We start from the raw sequence: 18061 nt of genomic DNA, 5'->3' as shown, positions 1-18061 counted from the left end.
GAAGGTCGCTTGAAAGCCAAATAAGCGGTGAGCCAATACGCGTTCGGGTCGCCGATGGTGATAAGAAGCCGCGATTGGCTCGGTATGAAAGGCGCTACCTCTTTCGGGTTGACTAGCCCAATGCCTGGGTCAGCAGGGCGAACTGGTCCAGGCCGTCGCGGGGCTCGGGTGCTTTGCCCCGGGCCATTTGCTCGACCTCATCGACCTGCGGGATGCCTAGCTCCAGGAGCCAGGGATTGAGACCGCTGCGGGCGGTGACGTCGAATCTCACGTAACGCCCCTCTGCATCGCGCAGCAGGGTGAGGATCAGCGCCTTGGCCTGCTCGCTGGATTCGGCGATCACCGGGCCGACCGAGAGGCCGCGACCATAGGGGCGCAGCAGGGCGAAGCCGCGCAGTTGGCCTTCGCTTTCCAGGCCAACGAGGCGTTCGGCCTGGGGCAGCAGTTCCCGTAGCAGGGCGGTGCGGTCCAGGCCACTGGCGAGCTGGGCAAGGCGTTCCAGTTGTGGGGCCGCTGCCGGGGTCAGCTCGCACACCTGGCTTTCCATCGGCTGCCGTTCGGTCACGGCGGGCAGCGTCGCGATCTGGTGCTGGTAGATGCGCTCGTAGGACTCGAAGCCCTGGCTGCGGTAGAGCGGGGCGCCGCGTACCGTGGCCACCAACAGCGGCGTGCGGGTACCAGCCAGTTGCAGCAGGCCGTCCATGAGGCGCCGCCCATGACCTTTACCTTGATGGCTGTCGGCGACGATCACCAGGCCGATGGTGGCGTAGTCGCCCTGGGGCACGCAGAAGCCGGTGCCGAACACTCCCTGGTCGTCTTCCAGTACCAGGCCTTCGCCGGTGTGGAAGAGGCACTGCCAGTCTTCCAGGCGGTGGGGCCATTGCAGCGCCTGGGACAGGCGGTGGGCGGTGGCGAGGTCGGTTTCGCGCAGGGGTCTTAGGGTGACGTGGGACACGGCAGGGCTCCGGTTCGGGTCTGGCTAATTCAGGCGCCAGCCTAGCAAGACCCGACGGCAGATTCGGTTGCCGGTGGGTAGGCGCGGCGCTGGGAGGCGCCGAAGGTCCGCATCAGTTCGGCAAAAGATGGCGGCAGGCACGCCTAGCATGGGGCCAAGCCCACAGCCCTAGCGGAGCGCGCCATGGCCTCGTTCGACCCCAGAAAAATTGCGGTTCGTTGTGCTCATTTCATCGGTGGGCGCCTCTGCGACGCCCGCCCTGAGCTGGATGTGTTCCGGCCCTCCGACAGTGGCTTCCAAAGCGGCTTGCCCTGTGCCTCGGCGGCGCTGGTGGACGAGGTGGTGGAGGGCACCTGGCACGCCTGGAAGGCCAGCGACTGGGCGACTCGCCCGCCCCGGGAGCGTGCCCGGGTGATGCGCCGCTGGGCCGATCTGGTGGAAGCCGACGGCGAGGTGCTCGGACCGCTGGAAGCCGTGGGTTCGACCCGTCCGCTGCGTGAGGTGCTGGCCTGGGACATCCCCTACGTGGCCGAGGGCATCCGCTTCTTCGCCGAGTTCGCCGACAAGCATGGCGGCGAGGTGGCGGCCACTGCTACCAGCCACCTGGGCCTGCAGATCACCGAACCCTATGGCGTGGTGGGGGCAATCGCGCCCTGGAATTTTCCGCTGAGCATGGCCGGTTGGAAGATGGCACCTGCGCTCGCCGCCGGTAATGCCGTGGTGATCAAGCCGTCGGAGCTGACCCCGTTCTCCATCCTGCGCCTGGCCGAGCTGGCCGTCCTGGCGGGCCTGCCGGCCGGCATCCTCAGCGTGGTCCAGGGCGATGGCCGGGTGACCGGCGACGCCCTGTGCCGCCATCCGCGCATCGGCAAGGTGACCTTCACCGGCTCCACCGGCACCGGTACCGCCATCATGACCGCCTGCGCCGAGAGCGGTCCCAAGCCGGTGACCCTGGAACTGGGGGGCAAGAGTCCGCAACTGGTGTTCGCCGATGCCCCGGATCTGGCCCGTACCGCTCATAGCGTGGCCGCTGCCATCACCGGCAACGCCGGCCAGGTCTGCGTCTCCGGTTCGCGCCTGCTGGTGCAGCGCGCCGCCCTGGAGCCGATGCTGGACGGCATTCGCGCCGCCTTCGCCGAGCTGCGGCCCGGACCGACCTGGGCGACGGAGGCCACCCTGGCGCCGATCATTTCCCACCGCCAGGGCCAGCGCATCCAGGACATCGTCAGCCGCAGCCGGGCGGCCGGCGCGGAGCTACTGGTCGGCGGCGCCTTGGAGGAGGGCATGGGCGGCGCCTACTATCAGCCGACCCTGATCGCCGGGGTGAGCGCGGACAATCCCGCGGTGCGTGAAGAGATCTTCGGCCCAGTGCTCACCGTGCAGGTGTTCGACGACGAAGCCGAGGCCCTGGCCCTGGCCGATCACCCCACCTATGGCCTGGCGGCCGGGGTGCATACCGCCGATCTCGGCCGGGCGCTGCGCCTGACCCGCGCCCTGGAAGCCGGTACCGTCTGGGTCAATCGCTATGGGCGCAGTCATGACTGGATCATCCCCACCGGCGGCTACAAGCGGTCCGGGATCGGCAAGGACCTGGGTCGCGCGGCCTTCGAGGCCAACCTGCGCAGCAAGAGCGTGCTGATCGACCTGGAGCACTCCTGAGGCTTCCGCAAACAATGCTGAGGCCTAGCCGCAAAACGGCTTTTTCTGTCTCCGCTGGTGCCTGAAAGCGGACATTCGCCAGGCCCGCCGATGCTGTAATGCTTGCCAGGGACAGCCCCAACGTCCCAGCCTCCACTCACGACTTTCCGTCAAAGGACCCACGCCATGACCGCCTTTCGGCCTAAGTACATCACTTTCGACTGCTACGGCACCCTGACCCGTTTCCGCATGTCCGACATGGCCCGCGAGATGTTCGCCGACCGCATCCCGGCCGAGGCGATGGACCAGTTCTGCAAAGACTTCAACGGCTACCGCTTCGACGAGGTGCTCGGCGCCTGGAAGCCCTATTCGGAAGTGCTCTACTCGGCCGTGGAGCGTACCTGCAAGCGCTGGGGCATCTCCTTCACCGACGCCGAGGCCAACGCCTACTACGAAGCGGTGCCGAGCTGGGGCCCGCACCCGGACGTCACCGCCGGCCTGGCCAAGATCGCCGACAAGATCCCCCTGGTGATCTATTCCAACGCCGCCGACGAGCAGATCATGTCCAACGTCGACAAGCTGGGCGTGCCCTTCCACCGCGTTTTCACCGCCGAGCAGGGCCAGGCCTACAAGCCGCGCCTGGCCGCCTTCGAATACATGCTGGACAACCTCGGCTGCGGTCCGGAAGACGTGCTCCACGTGTCCTCCAGCTTCCGCTACGACCTGATCCCCGCGGACTACATGAACATCAAGAACAAGGTGTTCGTGAATCGCGGCCACGAGCCGAGCACGCCCTTCTACAGCAACACCGAGATCAAGGACATCGGCGGCCTGGCGGCCGTGGTCGGTCTCGCGTAAGCCCTTGCCGCAGGAGAGTCCGCCCATGAGTCACGGCCCAGCATCGTCCGATTCCTACTGGCTCGCGACCGCGCCGGGCTTCACCGGGGCCAGCCCCGGACCGGTGGCAGGCGAGGTGGACGTCGCCGTCATCGGTGGCGGCTTCACCGGCTTGTCGGCGGCCGTGGCCTTGCGCAAGCGGGGTGCCAGCGTGGCGGTGCTGGAGGCCGGCCGGGTGATCGGCGAAGCCTCCGGTCGCAACGGTGGGCACTGCAATACCGGGGTTGCCCAAGACTATGCAGCCCTGCGCGCCAGCCTGGGCGCCGAGCGCGCCCGGGCCTTCTACCAGGCCTATGCCGATGCGGTGGCCAGCGTCGAGGCGGTGATCGCCGAGGAGGGCATCGCCTGTGACTTCCTCAAGGCGGGCAAGCTGAAGCTGGCCGCCAAGCCGCAGCACTACGACACCCTGGCACGCACCTGCGAGCTGATTCGCCAAGAGGTGGATCCAGAAGTGGAGCTGCTCAGTCCCGCCCAGGTACGAACCGAGGTCGCGTCGGCGGGCTTCCATGGCGGCCTGCTGCAACGCAATGGCGCCCAGATGCACATGGGGCGTTTCGGCGTTGGCCTTGCCGAAGCCGCGGTACGCCGCGGTGCCCTGGTCTACGAAGGGGCGGCGGTCAGCGATCTGCAGCGGCTGCCCGATGGCAGCTTCCGGGTGACCAGTGCCAAGGGCGAGTTGCGCGCCCGCCAGGTGCTGGTGGCCACCGGCAACGCCCAGGTCGGGCCCTTCCAATGGTTTCGCCGGCGCATCGCCTCGGTGGGCAGCTTCATCATCGCCACCGCACCGCTACCCAAGGCGCTGCTGGACGAACTTCTGCCCAATCGACGTACCTACGTGACCAGCCGCATCATCGGCAACTATTTCCGTACCACGCCGGACCACCGGCTGATCTTCGGCGGGCGGGCGCGCTTCGCCCTGTCCGATCCGCGGCAAGACGCCAAGAGCGGCGCCGTTCTGCGGGCCGCCCTCGGACAGCTGTTTCCGACCCTGGCCCAGGCCCCCATCGATTATTGCTGGGGCGGCCTGGTGGACATGACCGCCGACCGCCTGCCCCGTGCCGGCGAGCAGGAGGGCCTGTTCTACGCCATGGGCTACAGCGGCCACGGGGTGCAGATGTCGGTGCACATGGGTCGGGTGATGGCCGAGGTGCTGGAGGGCCGTAGCCAGGCCAATCCCTGGCGCGTACTGGACTGGCCGGCCATCCCCGGGCATTTCGGCAAACCCTGGTTCCTACCGTTGGTGGGACTGTACTACCGGGTGCAGGATCGACTGCATTAGCGGGGCGATCCTTGAGCCGCCAGCTCGCGTCCGTCTTCGACGGTGCGCGGGCTGGCGGCTTTTGCACGTCTGGGCACTGCGCAAGGCTTGGCCGCAAGCGGCGTTCCGCTGAGCAGAAACTGCTGCACGCGGACCCTTTGGCAAGCCGTCGCCCGCCGGCCCAGCCCTTTGCAATGGGGGGTTAGATGCCGGCGAGATGCCGGCGACGCGCGCCAAAGCCGGGCATCGGCGCGGTCCATGCGCCGCGGCGAAGCACACCGCAAAGAATGCTGAGCCGGTCGGGCAAAACGATCTTTTCTATCTCGCCGCAGGGCCAATACGACGGTAATCGGCGAGGGCCCGGTGCTGTAATGACTCAGGCCGCTGGACAACGCGGCCACGAGGACAGCGCCGCGCTCCCGGGGAGGGGCGCGCGGCCTGGCGACAGAGTCCCCAACGAGCGAGCCGACATGACCGAGAAAAAGACTGGAAGTCCCCTGATAGGTGCTGCTGAGAGCGTTCGGGCCTTCGAAGCCCTGCATCGGGGCCTGTCGCGACGCGATGCGTTGCGCCTGCTGGGTGCCGCCGGGTTGCTGGCGACCGGAGTGGGCAGTCTGCTCGGCCGTGACGGCCGGGCGTTCGCCGCAGAAGATGCGGTCGGCGCCACGCCGCGCCGCGGTGGGCGGGTTCGCGCTGCCGCCGCGGGTTCGTCCACGGCCGATACGCTCGATCCGGCCAAGGGCTCCTTCTCGGGCGACTACACCCGCCAGTACTTCTTCTACAACGGCCTGACCGTCTTCGACAGCCACCTCGAACCCCAGATGGCCCTGGCCACCCAGATGGACACCCAGGACGCCCTGACCTGGACGATCAAGCTGCGCCAGGGCGTGCAATTCCACAATGGCAAGACCTTCGACAGCGCCGACGTCGTCTACTCGCTGCTGCGCCACAAGGACCCGGCGGTGGGCTCCAAGGTCAAGGCGCTGGCCGATCAATTCGCCGAGGTGACCGCCGTGGCGCCCGACGAGGTGCGCATCCGCCTGGTATCGCCGAACTCCGAGCTGCCGGCGGTCTTGGCCATCTCGCCGTTCCTGATCATCGCCGACGGCACCAAGGACTTCTCCACCGCCAACGGCACCGGTCCCTTCAAGGTGAAGGAATTCAAGCCGGGCGTACGTACCCTGGGCGTGCGCAACGAGAACTACTGGAAATCCGGCAAGCCCTATCTCGACGAGGTCGAGCTGATCGGCATCACCGACGAGCCGTCGCGGGTCAATGCCCTGCTGGCCAACGACGTCCAGCTCATCGTGTCGGTGGATCCCCGTTCGGCGGAGCGCATCAAGCAGGGTGGCAAGCTCAAGATCGTCGCCAACAACTCCGGCAGCTACACCGATCTCATCATGAGAATCCCCAACCGGCCCTTCAACGACCCCAATGTGGTGGAGGGCATGAAGCTGCTGTTCGATCGCGAGCAGATCCTCAAATCGGTGTTCCTCGGCTACGGCCTCATCGGCAACGACCAGCCGATCATGCCCGGCACGCCTTACTACGCAGCCGACGTACCCCAGCGCCCCTACGATCCGGACAAGGCCAAGTTCCTGTTCCAGAAGGCCGGTATCGCCGGTGCGCGGATGCCGCTGGTGACCTCCACCGCCGCCGACAACGCCAACGAGATGGCCCTGGTGCTGCAGCAGTCCGCGCGCCAGGCCGGGCTCAACCTGATGGTCAACCGGGTCAGTGCCGACGGCTACTGGGACAACCACTGGATGAAGGATCCGCTGGGCTTCGGCAACATCAATGCCCGGCCCACCGCCAACATCCTGCTGTCGCAATTCTTCAAATCCGATGCGCCCTGGAACGAATCCGGCTGGAAGAACGAACAGTTCGACCAGTTGCTGGTGGCGTCCCGCGGCGAAACCGACCTGGCCAAGCGCAAGCAGATGTACGCCGACATGCAGTTGCTGATCAACCAGCACTGCGGCATCGGCCTGCCGATCTTCACCAGTTCCATCGACGCCCACTCGGCCAAGCTCGGCGGCTACGGGATCATCCCCATCGGTGGGTTGATGGGGTACATGTTCGCCGAACACGTCTGGCTGGAAAGCTGAGGCGCCGCACCTGGCGGCGCTCCCGGGCGGGAAGGCCCGAGCGCGCCGTTCCAAGCTTTCGCAGGAGGTGACCTTGGATCGCTCCGTCGTTTCCCTCATCGCCAGACGCCTCGGCGGCGCCGTGCTGACGCTGATCATCGTCTCGCTGCTGGTGTTCTTCGTCTCGGCCTTGCTGCCGGGCGACGCCGCCCAGCAGGCGCTGGGTCAATTCGCGCTGCCCGAGCAGGTCGCTGCGCTGCGCGCCCAGATGGGCCTGGACCAGCCGGCGCTGCTGCGCTACGTCCACTGGTTGGGCGGCCTGCTGCACGGCGATCTCGGTCAGTCCCTGGCCAGCCAGATGCCGATCAGCGCCTTGATCGGTGATCGCCTCGGCGGTTCCTTGATGCTGGCCGGGGTGACCGCCCTGGTGTCGGTGCCCCTGGCGCTCGGGCTGGGCATCGTCTCGGCGATGAACGCGGGTGGGCGGCTGGACCGGGCGCTGAATGTCTTCACCCTGGGCATCGTCGCGGTGCCGGAATTCCTGGTGGCGACCCTGGCGGTGCTGGTCTTCGCCGTGCACCTGCAATGGACCTCGGCGCTCTCCTTCGCCCACGACATCGACGGTCCCCTGGACTTCCTGCGCGCCTATGCGCTGCCGGTGGGTACCCTGTGCTGCGTGATCGTGGCGCAGATGGCGCGCATGACCCGCGCCGCCCTGGTCGACCAACTGCAGAGTCCCTATGTGGAAATGGCTCGGCTCAAGGGCGTGGGCCCGGTCCGCGTGGTGTTGCGCCATGCCTTGCCCAACGCCGTGGGGCCCATCGCCAACGCCATCGCCCTGAGTCTTTCCTACCTGATGGGTGGGGTGGTGATCGTCGAGACCATCTTCAACTACCCGGGCATCTCCCAATTGATGGTGGACGGTGTCGCCAGCCGCGACCTGCCGTTGATCCAGGCCTGCGCCATGCTGTTCTGCTGCGCCTACCTGGTGCTGATGACCCTGGCGGACCTCTGCGCCATCCTGTCCAACCCGAGGCTGAGAACGCTATGACCCGACCCGTGACTCCCGTACGCACCGCGGCGGTCCTGCCGGTGGACGGCAAGACGCTCGACGCCCAGCTCTCGCCGCCCCGTACCCGCCGGCATAGCCGCTGGTCCCTGACCGGGCTCCTCGGCGGCAGCCTGGTGGTTTTCTGGCTGTTCATCGCCGTCTTCGGCACCTGGCTCGCGCCCTATGATCCGGGCGCCCTGGGCGACAGCGCGGTGTTGGCCAGCTATAGTCAGGCACACCTGCTGGGCACCGACTACCTAGGCCGCGACGTGCTCAGCCGCATCCTCGACGGCGCCCGCTTCACCGTGGGCCTAGCGCTGGTGGCTGCGGTGCTAGCCTGCGCGGTGGGGACCGGCCTCGGCCTGCTGGCGGCGCTCTCGGGGCGCTGGGTGGACGAGCCGCTGTCGCGCCTGATCGATGCGTTGATTTCCCTGCCGAGCAAGATGCTGGCGCTGGTGATGGTCTCGGCCTTCGGCTCCTCGGTGCCGCTGCTGATCGTGATGGCGGTGGTGGGCTACGCGCCGGGCTGCTATCGCATCGCCCGCAGCCTGGCGATGAATCTCACCGAGCTGGAATACGTCCAGGTCGCCCGCACCCGCGGCGAGGGCCGGCTGTACATCGCCCTGCGGGAAATGCTGCCCAATATGCGCCTGCCGCTGCTCACCGACCTGGGCCTCAGATTCGTCTACATCGTGCTGCTGCTCAGCGGCATGAGCTTTCTCGGCCTCGGTGTGCAACCGCCCAATGCCGACCTCGGCTCCCTGGTACGGGAAAACATCAGCGGCCTGGCCGACGGCGCTCCGGCGGTGCTGATGCCGGCCCTGGCCATCGGCACCCTGACCGTGGGGGTCAACCTGCTCATCGACCGATTCGGCGCACGGCGCCGGGGAGGGCGCTGAGATGGAAGTGCTGGTCGAGGTCAAGGACCTGCGCGTGGTCGCCCAGGGCGAAGACGGCAGCGAAACCACTATCGTCAAGGACGTCGGCTTCAGCCTGGCCAAGGGCGAGGTGCTGGCGCTGATCGGCGAGTCCGGCTCGGGCAAGACCACCATCGCCCTGTCGCTGCTCGGCTATGCCCGAGCAGGGTGCCGGCTGGCCGGCGGTTCGATCCGCGTCGGCGACACCCAGGTGCTGGAGCTGGACGGCGCCGGCCTGCGCCGGCTGCGTGGTCACACCGTGGCCTATATCGCCCAGAGCGCGGCGGCGGCCTTCAACCCGTCGCGCCGCTTGCTGGAACAGATCATCGAAAGCGCCCTGATCCATGGCGTGCTGACCCGCCGCGAAGCCGAGGCGCGGGCCCTGCAGCTGTTCAGGGAGCTGGCCTTGCCGGACCCCGAGCACATCGGTGAGCGCTATCCGCACCAGGTGTCCGGTGGCCAGCTGCAGCGGCTGATGGCGGCCATGGCGCTGATCACCGATCCGACCCTGGTGATTCTCGACGAACCCACCACGGCGCTGGACGTGACCACCCAGATCGAGGTGCTCCGGGTGTTCAAGCAGGTGGTGCGCGAGCGCGGGGTGACCGCCATCTACGTCTCCCACGACCTGGCCGTGGTGGCCCAGATGGCCGACCGCATCCTGGTGCTCAACGGCGGCGAGGTGTACGAGAATCGGCGCACCGAGCGCCTGCTGGCCAGCGCCCGCCATCCCTATACCCGCAGCCTGCTGGCCGCGGCCCGGCCGGAGCCCCTGGCTGAGCGCGGCCTGCCGGCCGTCGACACGCGCGCGCCCGTGCTGGAGGTGCGCGACCTGGTCGCCGGCTACGGCCCGCAGGGGGCGGATGGGCTGCCACGCTACCGGGTACTGGAGGGCATCGATTTCAGTATCGCTTCGGGACAGGCCCTGGGCGTGATCGGTGAATCCGGCTCCGGCAAATCGACCCTGGCGCGGGTGATCGCCGGCCTGCTGCCGCCTGCGCGGGGTAGCGTGCACCTGGGCGGCGAGGCCCTGCCACCGGGGCTGGACGGGCGCACCCGTGAGCAGTTCCGCCGGGTGCAACTGGTCTACCAGAATGCCGATACGGCGCTCAATCCGGCCCACAGCGTGGAGCGCATCCTCATGCGTCCCCTGGAGACCTATCACACCTTCGACAAGGCTACCCGCCAGCGCAAGGTCCGCGAACTGCTCGACCGGGTGCAACTGCCGGCGAGTCTCGCCAACCGGCGCCCGGGCGAGCTATCCGGTGGCCAGAAGCAGCGGGTCAATCTGGCCCGCGCCCTGGCGGCCGAGCCGGAGCTGATCCTCTGCGACGAGGTCACCTCGGCCCTGGATACCGTGGTCGGCGCGGCCATCCTCGATCTACTGGCGGAGCTGCGCCGCGAACTGGGCCTGGCCTATCTGTTCATCAGCCACGACATCTCCACCGTGCGCAGTCTGTGCGACGAGGTGCTGGTGCTCTATGCCGGCCAACCGGTGGAACTGGGCACCCCGACGACGCTGCAACAGCCACCGCTGCATCCCTACACCGAGCTGCTCACGGCGTCCGTGCCCGCGCTGCGCCAGGGCTGGCTGGAAGAGCAGCCGATCCGCAGCGTGGCGCCGCTGGCACCGGCGAGCCAGGCCAGCGGTCCGCTGTGCAGCTTCCTGCGTCGCTGCCCGGTCCGCCTCGAAGGCCGCTGCGACCGCCTGCCGCCTCGCCCGCAAACCCTGGCGGGTGGCAATCGCATCCTCTGTCATCACGACGGCGACACCCTGCAGCGACTGCAGGGCGGGGCCGTGCTGCACACCCAAGGAGTTCGCGCATGACTACCCGCTTCCAGCGCCTCGGCGAGACCGGCCGGCCGCAGATCAGCCTCACGGTGGACGGCCTGCCGGTCACGGCTCTGGCCGGCGATACCCTCATGGTTGCCTTGCTCACCAATGGTCCGGCGTTGCGCCGCTCCGAATTCGGCGACGACCGCCGCGCCGGCTTCTGTCTGATGGGCGCCTGCCAGGATTGCTGGGTATGGACCGCCGAGGGCGAACGTCTGCGGGCCTGCGGGACCGAGGTCCGCGAGGGTCTGCAGATCCTCACCGAGCAACCGGAGGTCGCATGGAACCTGGCCTGAAGCAACCCCGCGTGGTCATCGTCGGCGCCGGCCCCGCCGGGGTACGCTGCGCCGAGACGCTGTTGGCCGCCGGTATCACCCCGGTGGTGATCGACGAGAACCGCCGCGACGGCGGCCAGATCTATCGCCGCCAGCCCGAGGGCTTCCAACGCCCCTATGCGACCCTCTACGGCAGCGAGGCCGGCAAGGCCGCAGACCTGCACCGCACCTTCGATGGCCTGCGCGGACGCCTCGACTACCGGCCCGACACCCTGGCCTGGCATCTGCACGAACGCACCCTCTACACCGTGCAGGGCAATCGCCAGCGGCCCCTGGACTTCGATGCCCTGGTGCTCTGCACCGGCGCCGGTGACCGATTGCTGCCGGTGCCGGGCTGGAACCTGGCCGGCACCTATACCCTCGGCGGCGCCCAGATCGCTCTCAAGGCCCAGGCGGTGTCCATCGGCCGCCGGGTGATCTTCCTTGGCAGCGGCCCCTTGCTCTACCTGGTCGCCAGCCAATACCAGCAGGCCGGGGCCACCGTGGCCGCGGTGCTGGATACCGCACCGTTGCGCCTGCGCGCCCTGGCGACACCCAAGTTGCTGGCCCGCCCGGGCGTGGCCTGGAAGGGCGTGCAACTCATGGCCTCGCTCAAGCGCGCCGGGGTGCCGCTGCATTTCGGCGTGGCGCCGCTGGAAATCCTCGGCGATGCCGAGCAGGGCGTGCGCGGCGTGGCCTTCGCCGATGCCCGCGGCTTGCGCCAGGAGGTGGTCGGCGATGCCGTGGGCCTGGGCTACCACCTGCGCCCCGAGACCCAGTTGGCCGATCTCGCCCGGTGCGCCTTCGAATTCGAGCAGGCGACCGGACAGTGGGTGTTGCAGTTGGATGCCGAGGGGCGGACGTCCACGCCAGGCGTCTATGCCGCTGGCGACGGCGCCCGGGTGAGGGGTGCCGATGGTGCCGAGTTGGCCGGGCAACTGGCCGCCTGTGCGGTCTTGACCGACCTCGGCCGCACGCCGCCAAACGGTCTCGCCGAGCGTTGCCGCGAGGGCATCGAGGTACAGGAGCGCTTCCGCCTGGGTCTCGCCGAGGCCTTTCCCTGGCCGGCCAAGCAGATGGCCAGCCTGCCGGATACGGCGGTGGTCTGTCGTTGCGAAGGCATCACCGCCGGCGAGCTGCGCGCCGTGGTACGCGAGAAGGGCGCCCGCGAAGCCAATAGAGCCAAGGCTTTCAGTCGGGTCGGCATGGGCCGCTGCCAGGGTCGCTATTGCGCCCAGGCCGGGGCCGAGATCATCGCCGCCGAAGCCGGCGTGCCGGTGGAGGCCGTCGGCCGCCTGCGCGGCCAGGCGCCGGTGCGGCCACTGCCGCTGGGTATCGTCGCCAGCGAAGAGGAGCTTTCGTCATGAACCAGACCGCCAGTCACCGGGCCGACATCATCGTCGTCGGCGCCGGCATCATGGGCAGCGCCAGTGCCTTTTTCCTGCGGCGTCGCGGCCTGTCGGTGCTCTTGCTGGAACGCGACCAGGTCGGCCGCTTCGCCAGCGGCACCAACTTCGGCAACGTCCGACGGCAGGGGCGCTACCTGTGCCAGGTCCCCCTGGCCACTCGCTCTCGTGGTATCTGGGGCCGGTTGCCGGAACTCATCGGGGATGACCTGGAGTTCGTCCAGGGCGGCCACCTTCGGGTCGTCTACGATCCTGCGCGCATCGCCATGCTGCGCGAATACGCCCAGGCGCCGGAAGCCGCTCCCCTGGGGCTGCAGATCCTCGAAGGCGATGCCCTGCGCCAGAAGTTTCCCTACCTGAGCCGCGAGGTGGTCGCAGGCTCCTATGCGCCCTACGACGGCCACGCCAATCCACGCCTGGCGGCACCGGCCTTCGCCCGCGCCGGGGTCCGGGAGGGCGTGAGTCTGCACGAAGGCGTGGAGATCACCCAGGTCGCCAAGCCGGACGGCGACTTCCTGGTGCAGGCCAGCGATGGCCGCCGTTTCCAGGCGCCCCGCCTGCTGATCACCGCCGGTGCCTGGGGCAGCCGGCTGTCGAGCCAATTCGGCGAGCCGGTGCCCATCGAGACCCATGGCCCGCAGATGGGCGTGACCGAGCCCTTGCCCTACGTCTTCCGTGAGACGGTGGGGGTTTCCTCGCCGCGTATCGACGAGACTATCTACTTCCGCCAGATTCCGCGCGGGAACGTCATCTTCGGCGGCTGCTTCCGTACCCGACCGGACCTGGATACCCGCCTGGCCCGCGCCGAACCCCATGGCATGCTCAACCAGCTCGCCCAACTGCGCCGCTTGGCGCCGGCGCTGGGGCGGGTCAACGTGATCCGTACCTGGAGCGGGGTGGAAGGTTATATCGCCGACGACCTGCCGATCATGGGGCCGAGTAGCCAGGTGGACGGCCTCTACTACGCCTTCGGCTTCTGCGGCGCCGGCTTCCAGCTTGGCCCGGGCGTGGGCGACACCATGGCCGAATTGATCGCCACCGGTCGCACCGAGACGCCCCTGGCAGCCTTCGACGTGGCCCGCTTCGCGCAGCCTAGTAGCGAGAGCCTCGCCGGATGAACAGCCAGGACCTGCTGCGCACCCTGATTGGCGTTCCCACCGTCTCCGCCGACTCCAATCTGGCGCTGATCCAGCATGTCCAGGGTCTGCTGGAAGCCGCCGGCATCGCCTGTCGGCTGGTGCTCGACGAGAGCGGACGCAAGGCCAATCTCTTCGCCAGCGTCGGCCCGAGTAACGTGCCCGGCGTGCTGCTCTCCGGGCATACCGACGTGGTGCCCGTGGCCGGCCAGGCCTGGACCCTGCCACCCTTCGAGGGGACTCTCAAGGACGGCCGGATCTACGGCCGCGGCGCCTGCGACATGAAGGGCTTCGTCGCCTGCGCGGTGGTGGCCCTGCTGGCCGCCGCCCGGGGGGCGCCCTTGAAACGGCCACTGCAACTGGCCTTGTCCCACGACGAAGAGATCGGCTGCGTCGGCGTGCGTCGCCTGCTGGACGTGCTGGAACTGGCGCCGGTGCGACCCTTCCTCTGCATCGTCGGCGAACCCACGGACATGCAGGTCGCCCTCGGCCACAAGGGCAAGGCGGCGCTGCGCGCCCACTGCCATGGCCAGGAGGGCCATTCCTCCTTGGCGCCGTTGCACGTCAACGCCATTCACCTGGCCAGCGACCTCATCAGCGCCCTGCGTACCAGCCAGCGGCATCTGGCCGAAGAGGGTGCGCACGACGCGGCCTACGATATTCCCTATACCACCCTGCATGTCGGGCGGATCGACGGCGGCAAGGCGCTGAACATCGTGCCCAACCTCTGCACCCTGGACTTCGAGATCCGCCACCTGCCGGCGGACGATCCCGCCAGTCTGGTCGCCGCGCTGCAGGAAACGGCAGACCGCCTGGTCAGGGAGGCACGGCAAACCTCAGCCAAGGCCGCCATCGAGATCGAGACGGTCAACGCCTATCCGGGCCTGGACACCCATCCCAGTGTCGAAGCCGTGCGTTTCCTGCAGACCCTGGTCGAACCCGGCACCGCCCAGCTCAAGGTGGCCTTCGGCACCGAGGGCGGCCTCTTCGCCAGTCGGCTGGACACCCCGGTGGTGGTCTGCGGCCCCGGCAGCATCGAGCAGGCGCACAAGCCGGACGAGTATGTCGAGTTGAGCCAGCTGGACGCCTGTGATGCCTTGCTGGGGCGGTTGCGGGTGGCCTTGGGGTAGGCCATTCACGCTGCTCCCAGGCCGTAACCAGCGGGTGCGCCAGGATCGTGGCGAATCCTGGGGCCTCGCATCGCAGCCCCGATCCTTACAGAAATGTAATCGCATCCCGCAAAGCGCCATGACATCGTCCCGCTCAGGCTTTCAACTGCTTGCACGGCTCCGCTGCCGTCCTTGCTACCGGGACATGCGCGTATGGTTTCAAGACTCTCTCGACGTACCTTCGTCAAAGGCTTCGCCGCTGCCGGCATGCTGGGTGGGCTGGGGATGTGGCGTTCGCCCGGTTGGGCGGCTCTTGGCTCACCGGCGCTTACTACTCTGACGGGTACGGAATTCGACCTGTCGATTGGCGAGATGCCGGTGAACATCACCGGCAAGCGCCGCACAGCGATGGCGATCAATGGCGGCTTGCCGGGCCCTCTATTACGTTGGAGGGAGGGCGACACGGTGACGCTTCGCGTGCGCAACAAGCTTGATGCGGCTACTTCGATTCACTGGCACGGCATCATCCTTCCGCCAAACATGGATGGGGTACCGGGACTGAGCTTCGCAGGCATCGAGCCGGGCGGCCTGTACGTCTACCAATTCAAGCTCCACCAGAACGGGACCTATTGGTATCACAGCCACTCAGGCTTCCAGGAACAGGTGGGAGTCTATGGCCCCTTGGTCATCGAGGCGAAGGAGCCCGAGCCTTTCAAATACGATCGTGAGCATGTGGTGATGCTGACGGACTGGACGGATGAAGATCCGGCTGCACTGATGCGCACGCTGAAAAAACAGTCCGACTACTACAACTTCCACAAGCGCACCCTTGGCGACTTCGTCAACGACGTGGCTGACCAGGGCTGGGCCGCGACGCTGACGGATCGCAAGATGTGGGCTGAGATGAAGATGAACCCCACGGATCTCGCGGATGTAAGCGGCGCAACCTACACCTACTTGCTCAATGGCCAGGCTCCGAACATGAATTGGACTGGCCTGTTCCGTCCTGGCGAGAAGCTGCGCCTTCGATTCATCAACGGCTCTGCCATGACCTACTTCGACATCCGTATCCCAGGCCTGAAGATGACCGTAGTTGCATCTGACGGCCTTTACGTGAATCCAGTGGAGGTCGACGAGCTGCGCATCGCCGTGGCCGAAACCTACGATGTCATCGTCGAGCCCACTGGCGAGGCTTACACGGTCTTCGCTCAGTCAATGGATCGTACCGGCTATGCCCGCGGCACCCTTGCCGTACGGGATGGCTTGGTGGCGGCGGTCCCTCCGCTTGATCCTCGGCCCTTGCTCACGATGGACGACATGGGTATGGGCGGTATGGACCATGGCGGCATGGACCACGGGAACAGGGAAGGCATGAATTCAGCGTCCGGCGACGGTACGCAGACCATGAGCAGCATGAGAGGCTCGCCCATGCCAGCCATGGACCACAGCAAAATGCCCTCCATACAGGGCATGGACCACGGCGCTATGGCGGGGATGGAGCACGGTTCGATGCCTGGAATGAGCGGCAGGACCATGCAAAGTCATCCCGCGAGTGAGAAGAACAACCCGCTGGTCGACATGCAGGCGATGATCCCTACCGCCAAATTGGATGATCCCGGCCTGGGCCTGCGTAACAACGGACGTAAGGTGCTCACCTACGCCGACCTCAGAAGCTCTTTCGAAGACCCTGATGGCCGCGAGCCAAGCCGTACCATCGAGCTACACCTGACAGGACACATGGAGAAGTTCGCCTGGTCATTCGACGGCATCAAGTTCTCGGAAGCTCACCCTCTGGTGCTGAAATACGGGGAGCGCGTCAGGATCGTACTGGTAAACGACACGATGATGACCCATCCCATTCACCTGCATGGCATGTGGAGTGACCTGGAGGATGAGGAGGGCAACTTCAGGGTGCGCAAGCACACCATCGATATGCCTCCAGGCTCCAAACGCAGCTATCGCGTAACTGCTGACGCCCTGGGGCGATGGGCCTATCACTGCCATCTGCTGTACCACATGGAGACGGGTATGCTCCGTGAAGTCCGGGTAGAGGAGTGATGCCAGTGACCGCGTTGAATCGACTCCACGTTTGTTCGCTGCTTGCTATCACCAGCTGCAGCATCGCCCCGATTGGTGCCGTTGCTGCCGAAGCTGCCAGTTCTGACATGGACCACAGCCAGATGCAGGGGATGGATCACTCCAAGATGCAGGGCATGGACCATAGCCAGATGCAGGGGATGGATCATTCCAAGATGCAGGGCATGGACGCTGGAATGACCACCATGGCGCCCAGCAAGCTGGCAGCCCCCACGCAAAGCCGCACACCTATTCCGCCCATCACGGATGCCAACCGGGCGGCCGTCTATCAAAGCGGCAAAGGTCATACGGTCCATGACGATGCCCTCAACTACTTCCTGTTGTTCGATCAGCTCGAGTGGCAGGACGCTGATAACGGCAGTGTGCTGAGTTGGGACGTCAACGGTTGGGTAGGGGGAGATATTGGCCGGCTGTGGATTCGCTCCGAGGGAGAGCGCACCAACGGCAAAACCGAATCCGCAGAGCTACAAGCGTTGTGGGGCCACTCGATCGGCCCGTGGTGGGACGTGGTCGCTGGCGTACGGCAGGACTTCAAGCCTGGCCCGCCACAGACCTGGGCCGCCTTTGGCCTCCAGGGCTTGGCGCTGTACAACTTCGAGGCCGAAGCAACCGCCTTCCTTGGAGAAGGTGGCCAAACGGCGTTGAGACTGGAAGGCGACTACGACATTTTGCTGACCAACCGGCTGATTCTGCAGCCCACCGCCGAAGCCAATTTCTACGGGCAGAACGATCCCAAACGTGGAATCGGCTCTGGCCTGTCCGAGACAGAAATCGGGGTGCGCCTGCGGTATGAAATCTACCGGGAGTTCGCCCCGTACATTGGCGTTGGCTGGAACCGCTCCTATGGCACCACCTCTGATTTTGCCCGGGAGGAAGGTGAAGACCGCAGTGAAGCCCGCCTGGTCCTGGGTGTGCGTATGTGGTTCTAACCAGACACCAAATCTCATTCCCCACCGACGCCCCTCGGGCTGCAGGAGTTCGCATGTTCAATCGCGCGCCTTTCGTCACGTGCTTTGCCGCAGGGATGTTGCTTAGCGCCCTGGCTCAAGCCCATCCCAAGCTGGTGTCTTCGACGCCTGCCGAAGGAAGTGAGGGGGCTGCGCCGGCAAGGATCGAGCTGCACTTTTCGGAAAAGCTGGTCACTCAGTTTTCCGGCGCGAAACTGGTCATGACGGCGATGCCTGGTATGGAGCACCCGCCAATGGCGGTCAAGGCGGCTGTTTCGGGGGGCGCTGATCCCAAGACCATGGTCATCGCACCTACATCGTCTTTGACGGCCGGCACCTACAAGGTCGATTGGCGGGCAGTGTCGTCAGATACCCACCCCATCACCGGTAGCGTGACGTTCAAGGTCAGGTAAAT

Annotated in this window: 15 protein-coding genes; 14 read left to right on the top strand and 1 reads right to left on the bottom strand. The window is 66.8% G+C overall.

The genetic code is table 11. The features are described from left to right. Window positions 1-112: 112 nt before the first annotated feature. Window positions 113-955, bottom strand: coding sequence for a GNAT family N-acetyltransferase (locus QZ471_RS09170; RefSeq protein WP_295462936.1), 843 nt, complete (start codon window positions 953-955; stop codon window positions 113-115). Window positions 956-1138: 183 nt separating this feature from the next. Here QZ471_RS09170 and QZ471_RS09165 point away from each other — a divergent pair, with 183 nt between their 5' ends. From QZ471_RS09165 to copC, 14 genes are all read left to right on the top strand, one after another. After that, complete coding sequence (locus QZ471_RS09165; RefSeq protein ID WP_295462934.1) at window positions 1139-2614, top strand: aldehyde dehydrogenase family protein; 1476 nt, start codon at window positions 1139-1141, stop codon at window positions 2612-2614. 165 nt (window positions 2615-2779) lie between these two features. Beyond that, complete coding sequence (locus QZ471_RS09160) at window positions 2780-3451, top strand: haloacid dehalogenase type II (RefSeq protein WP_295462932.1); 672 nt, start codon at window positions 2780-2782, stop codon at window positions 3449-3451. A gap of 25 nt (window positions 3452-3476) precedes the next feature. Then, complete coding sequence (locus QZ471_RS09155) at window positions 3477-4769, top strand: FAD-binding oxidoreductase (protein ID WP_295462928.1); 1293 nt, start codon at window positions 3477-3479, stop codon at window positions 4767-4769. Between the two features lie 449 nt (window positions 4770-5218). Continuing rightward, the gene (locus QZ471_RS09150) at window positions 5219-6856 is read left to right on the top strand and encodes an ABC transporter substrate-binding protein (protein WP_295462925.1); all 1638 of its coding nucleotides are present in this window, start codon (window positions 5219-5221) and stop codon (window positions 6854-6856) included. 73 nt (window positions 6857-6929) lie between these two features. Further along, window positions 6930-7886, top strand: a complete 957-nt coding sequence (locus tag QZ471_RS09145; RefSeq protein WP_295462922.1) for an ABC transporter permease — start codon at window positions 6930-6932, stop codon at window positions 7884-7886. Further along, window positions 7883-8785 (top strand): ABC transporter permease, encoded by a 903-nt coding sequence (locus tag QZ471_RS09140; protein ID WP_295462920.1) that lies wholly within the window; start codon window positions 7883-7885, stop codon window positions 8783-8785. Before QZ471_RS09145 ends, QZ471_RS09140 begins: the two co-directional genes overlap by 4 nt. Before the next feature lies 1 nt (window position 8786). Continuing rightward, window positions 8787-10631, top strand: a complete 1845-nt coding sequence (locus tag QZ471_RS09135; RefSeq protein WP_295462917.1) for an ABC transporter ATP-binding protein — start codon at window positions 8787-8789, stop codon at window positions 10629-10631. Next, complete coding sequence (locus QZ471_RS09130) at window positions 10628-10933, top strand: (2Fe-2S)-binding protein (protein WP_295462915.1); 306 nt, start codon at window positions 10628-10630, stop codon at window positions 10931-10933. The genes QZ471_RS09135 and QZ471_RS09130 overlap by 4 nt, the downstream gene beginning before the upstream one ends. Continuing rightward, the gene (locus tag QZ471_RS09125; protein WP_295462913.1) at window positions 10918-12318 is read left to right on the top strand and encodes an FAD/NAD(P)-binding oxidoreductase; all 1401 of its coding nucleotides are present in this window, start codon (window positions 10918-10920) and stop codon (window positions 12316-12318) included. The genes QZ471_RS09130 and QZ471_RS09125 overlap by 16 nt, the downstream gene beginning before the upstream one ends. After that, window positions 12315-13475: an FAD-binding oxidoreductase gene (locus QZ471_RS09120; RefSeq protein ID WP_295462911.1), complete on the top strand. Its 1161-nt coding sequence runs from the start codon at window positions 12315-12317 to the stop codon at window positions 13473-13475. The genes QZ471_RS09125 and QZ471_RS09120 overlap by 4 nt, the downstream gene beginning before the upstream one ends. Beyond that, window positions 13472-14623, top strand: a complete 1152-nt coding sequence (argE, locus tag QZ471_RS09115; protein WP_295462910.1) for an acetylornithine deacetylase — start codon at window positions 13472-13474, stop codon at window positions 14621-14623. Before QZ471_RS09120 ends, argE begins: the two co-directional genes overlap by 4 nt. Window positions 14624-14815: 192 nt before the next feature. Further along, a complete protein-coding gene (locus tag QZ471_RS09110; RefSeq protein ID WP_295462908.1) occupies window positions 14816-16660 on the top strand; it encodes a copper resistance system multicopper oxidase in 1845 nt (614 codons plus the stop codon). Between the two features lie 107 nt (window positions 16661-16767). After that, window positions 16768-17628, top strand: a complete 861-nt coding sequence (locus tag QZ471_RS09105) for a copper resistance protein B (RefSeq protein ID WP_295463079.1) — start codon at window positions 16768-16770, stop codon at window positions 17626-17628. Between the two features lie 53 nt (window positions 17629-17681). Continuing rightward, a complete protein-coding gene (gene copC, locus QZ471_RS09100) occupies window positions 17682-18059 on the top strand; it encodes a copper resistance system chaperone CopC (RefSeq protein ID WP_295462906.1) in 378 nt (125 codons plus the stop codon). The last annotated feature ends 2 nt before the right edge of the window (window positions 18060-18061 follow it).

Origin of the sequence: uncultured Pseudomonas sp. (genome assembly GCF_913774235.1) — a bacterium.
Taxonomy (GTDB): domain Bacteria; phylum Pseudomonadota; class Gammaproteobacteria; order Pseudomonadales; family Pseudomonadaceae; genus Chryseomonas.
Note: the sequence above shows the minus strand (reverse complement) of the source record. Positions and strands in the feature narration are given on the sequence as shown.

Coding starts and splice junctions, on each gene's coding strand:
- QZ471_RS09110 (WP_295462908.1), top strand. CDS start 14,816: ATGGTTTCAAGACTCTCTCGACGTACCTTCGTCAAAGGCTTCGCCGCT.
- QZ471_RS09140 (WP_295462920.1), top strand. CDS start 7,883: ATGACCCGACCCGTGACTCCCGTACGCACCGCGGCGGTCCTGCCGGTG.
- QZ471_RS09135 (WP_295462917.1), top strand. CDS start 8,787: ATGGAAGTGCTGGTCGAGGTCAAGGACCTGCGCGTGGTCGCCCAGGGC.
- QZ471_RS09165 (WP_295462934.1), top strand. CDS start 1,139: ATGGCCTCGTTCGACCCCAGAAAAATTGCGGTTCGTTGTGCTCATTTC.
- QZ471_RS09160 (WP_295462932.1), top strand. CDS start 2,780: ATGACCGCCTTTCGGCCTAAGTACATCACTTTCGACTGCTACGGCACC.
- QZ471_RS09125 (WP_295462913.1), top strand. CDS start 10,918: ATGGAACCTGGCCTGAAGCAACCCCGCGTGGTCATCGTCGGCGCCGGC.
- QZ471_RS09130 (WP_295462915.1), top strand. CDS start 10,628: ATGACTACCCGCTTCCAGCGCCTCGGCGAGACCGGCCGGCCGCAGATC.
- argE (WP_295462910.1), top strand. CDS start 13,472: ATGAACAGCCAGGACCTGCTGCGCACCCTGATTGGCGTTCCCACCGTC.
- QZ471_RS09150 (WP_295462925.1), top strand. CDS start 5,219: ATGACCGAGAAAAAGACTGGAAGTCCCCTGATAGGTGCTGCTGAGAGC.
- QZ471_RS09155 (WP_295462928.1), top strand. CDS start 3,477: ATGAGTCACGGCCCAGCATCGTCCGATTCCTACTGGCTCGCGACCGCG.
- QZ471_RS09120 (WP_295462911.1), top strand. CDS start 12,315: ATGAACCAGACCGCCAGTCACCGGGCCGACATCATCGTCGTCGGCGCC.
- QZ471_RS09105 (WP_295463079.1), top strand. CDS start 16,768: ATGGACCACAGCCAGATGCAGGGGATGGATCACTCCAAGATGCAGGGC.
- copC (WP_295462906.1), top strand. CDS start 17,682: ATGTTCAATCGCGCGCCTTTCGTCACGTGCTTTGCCGCAGGGATGTTG.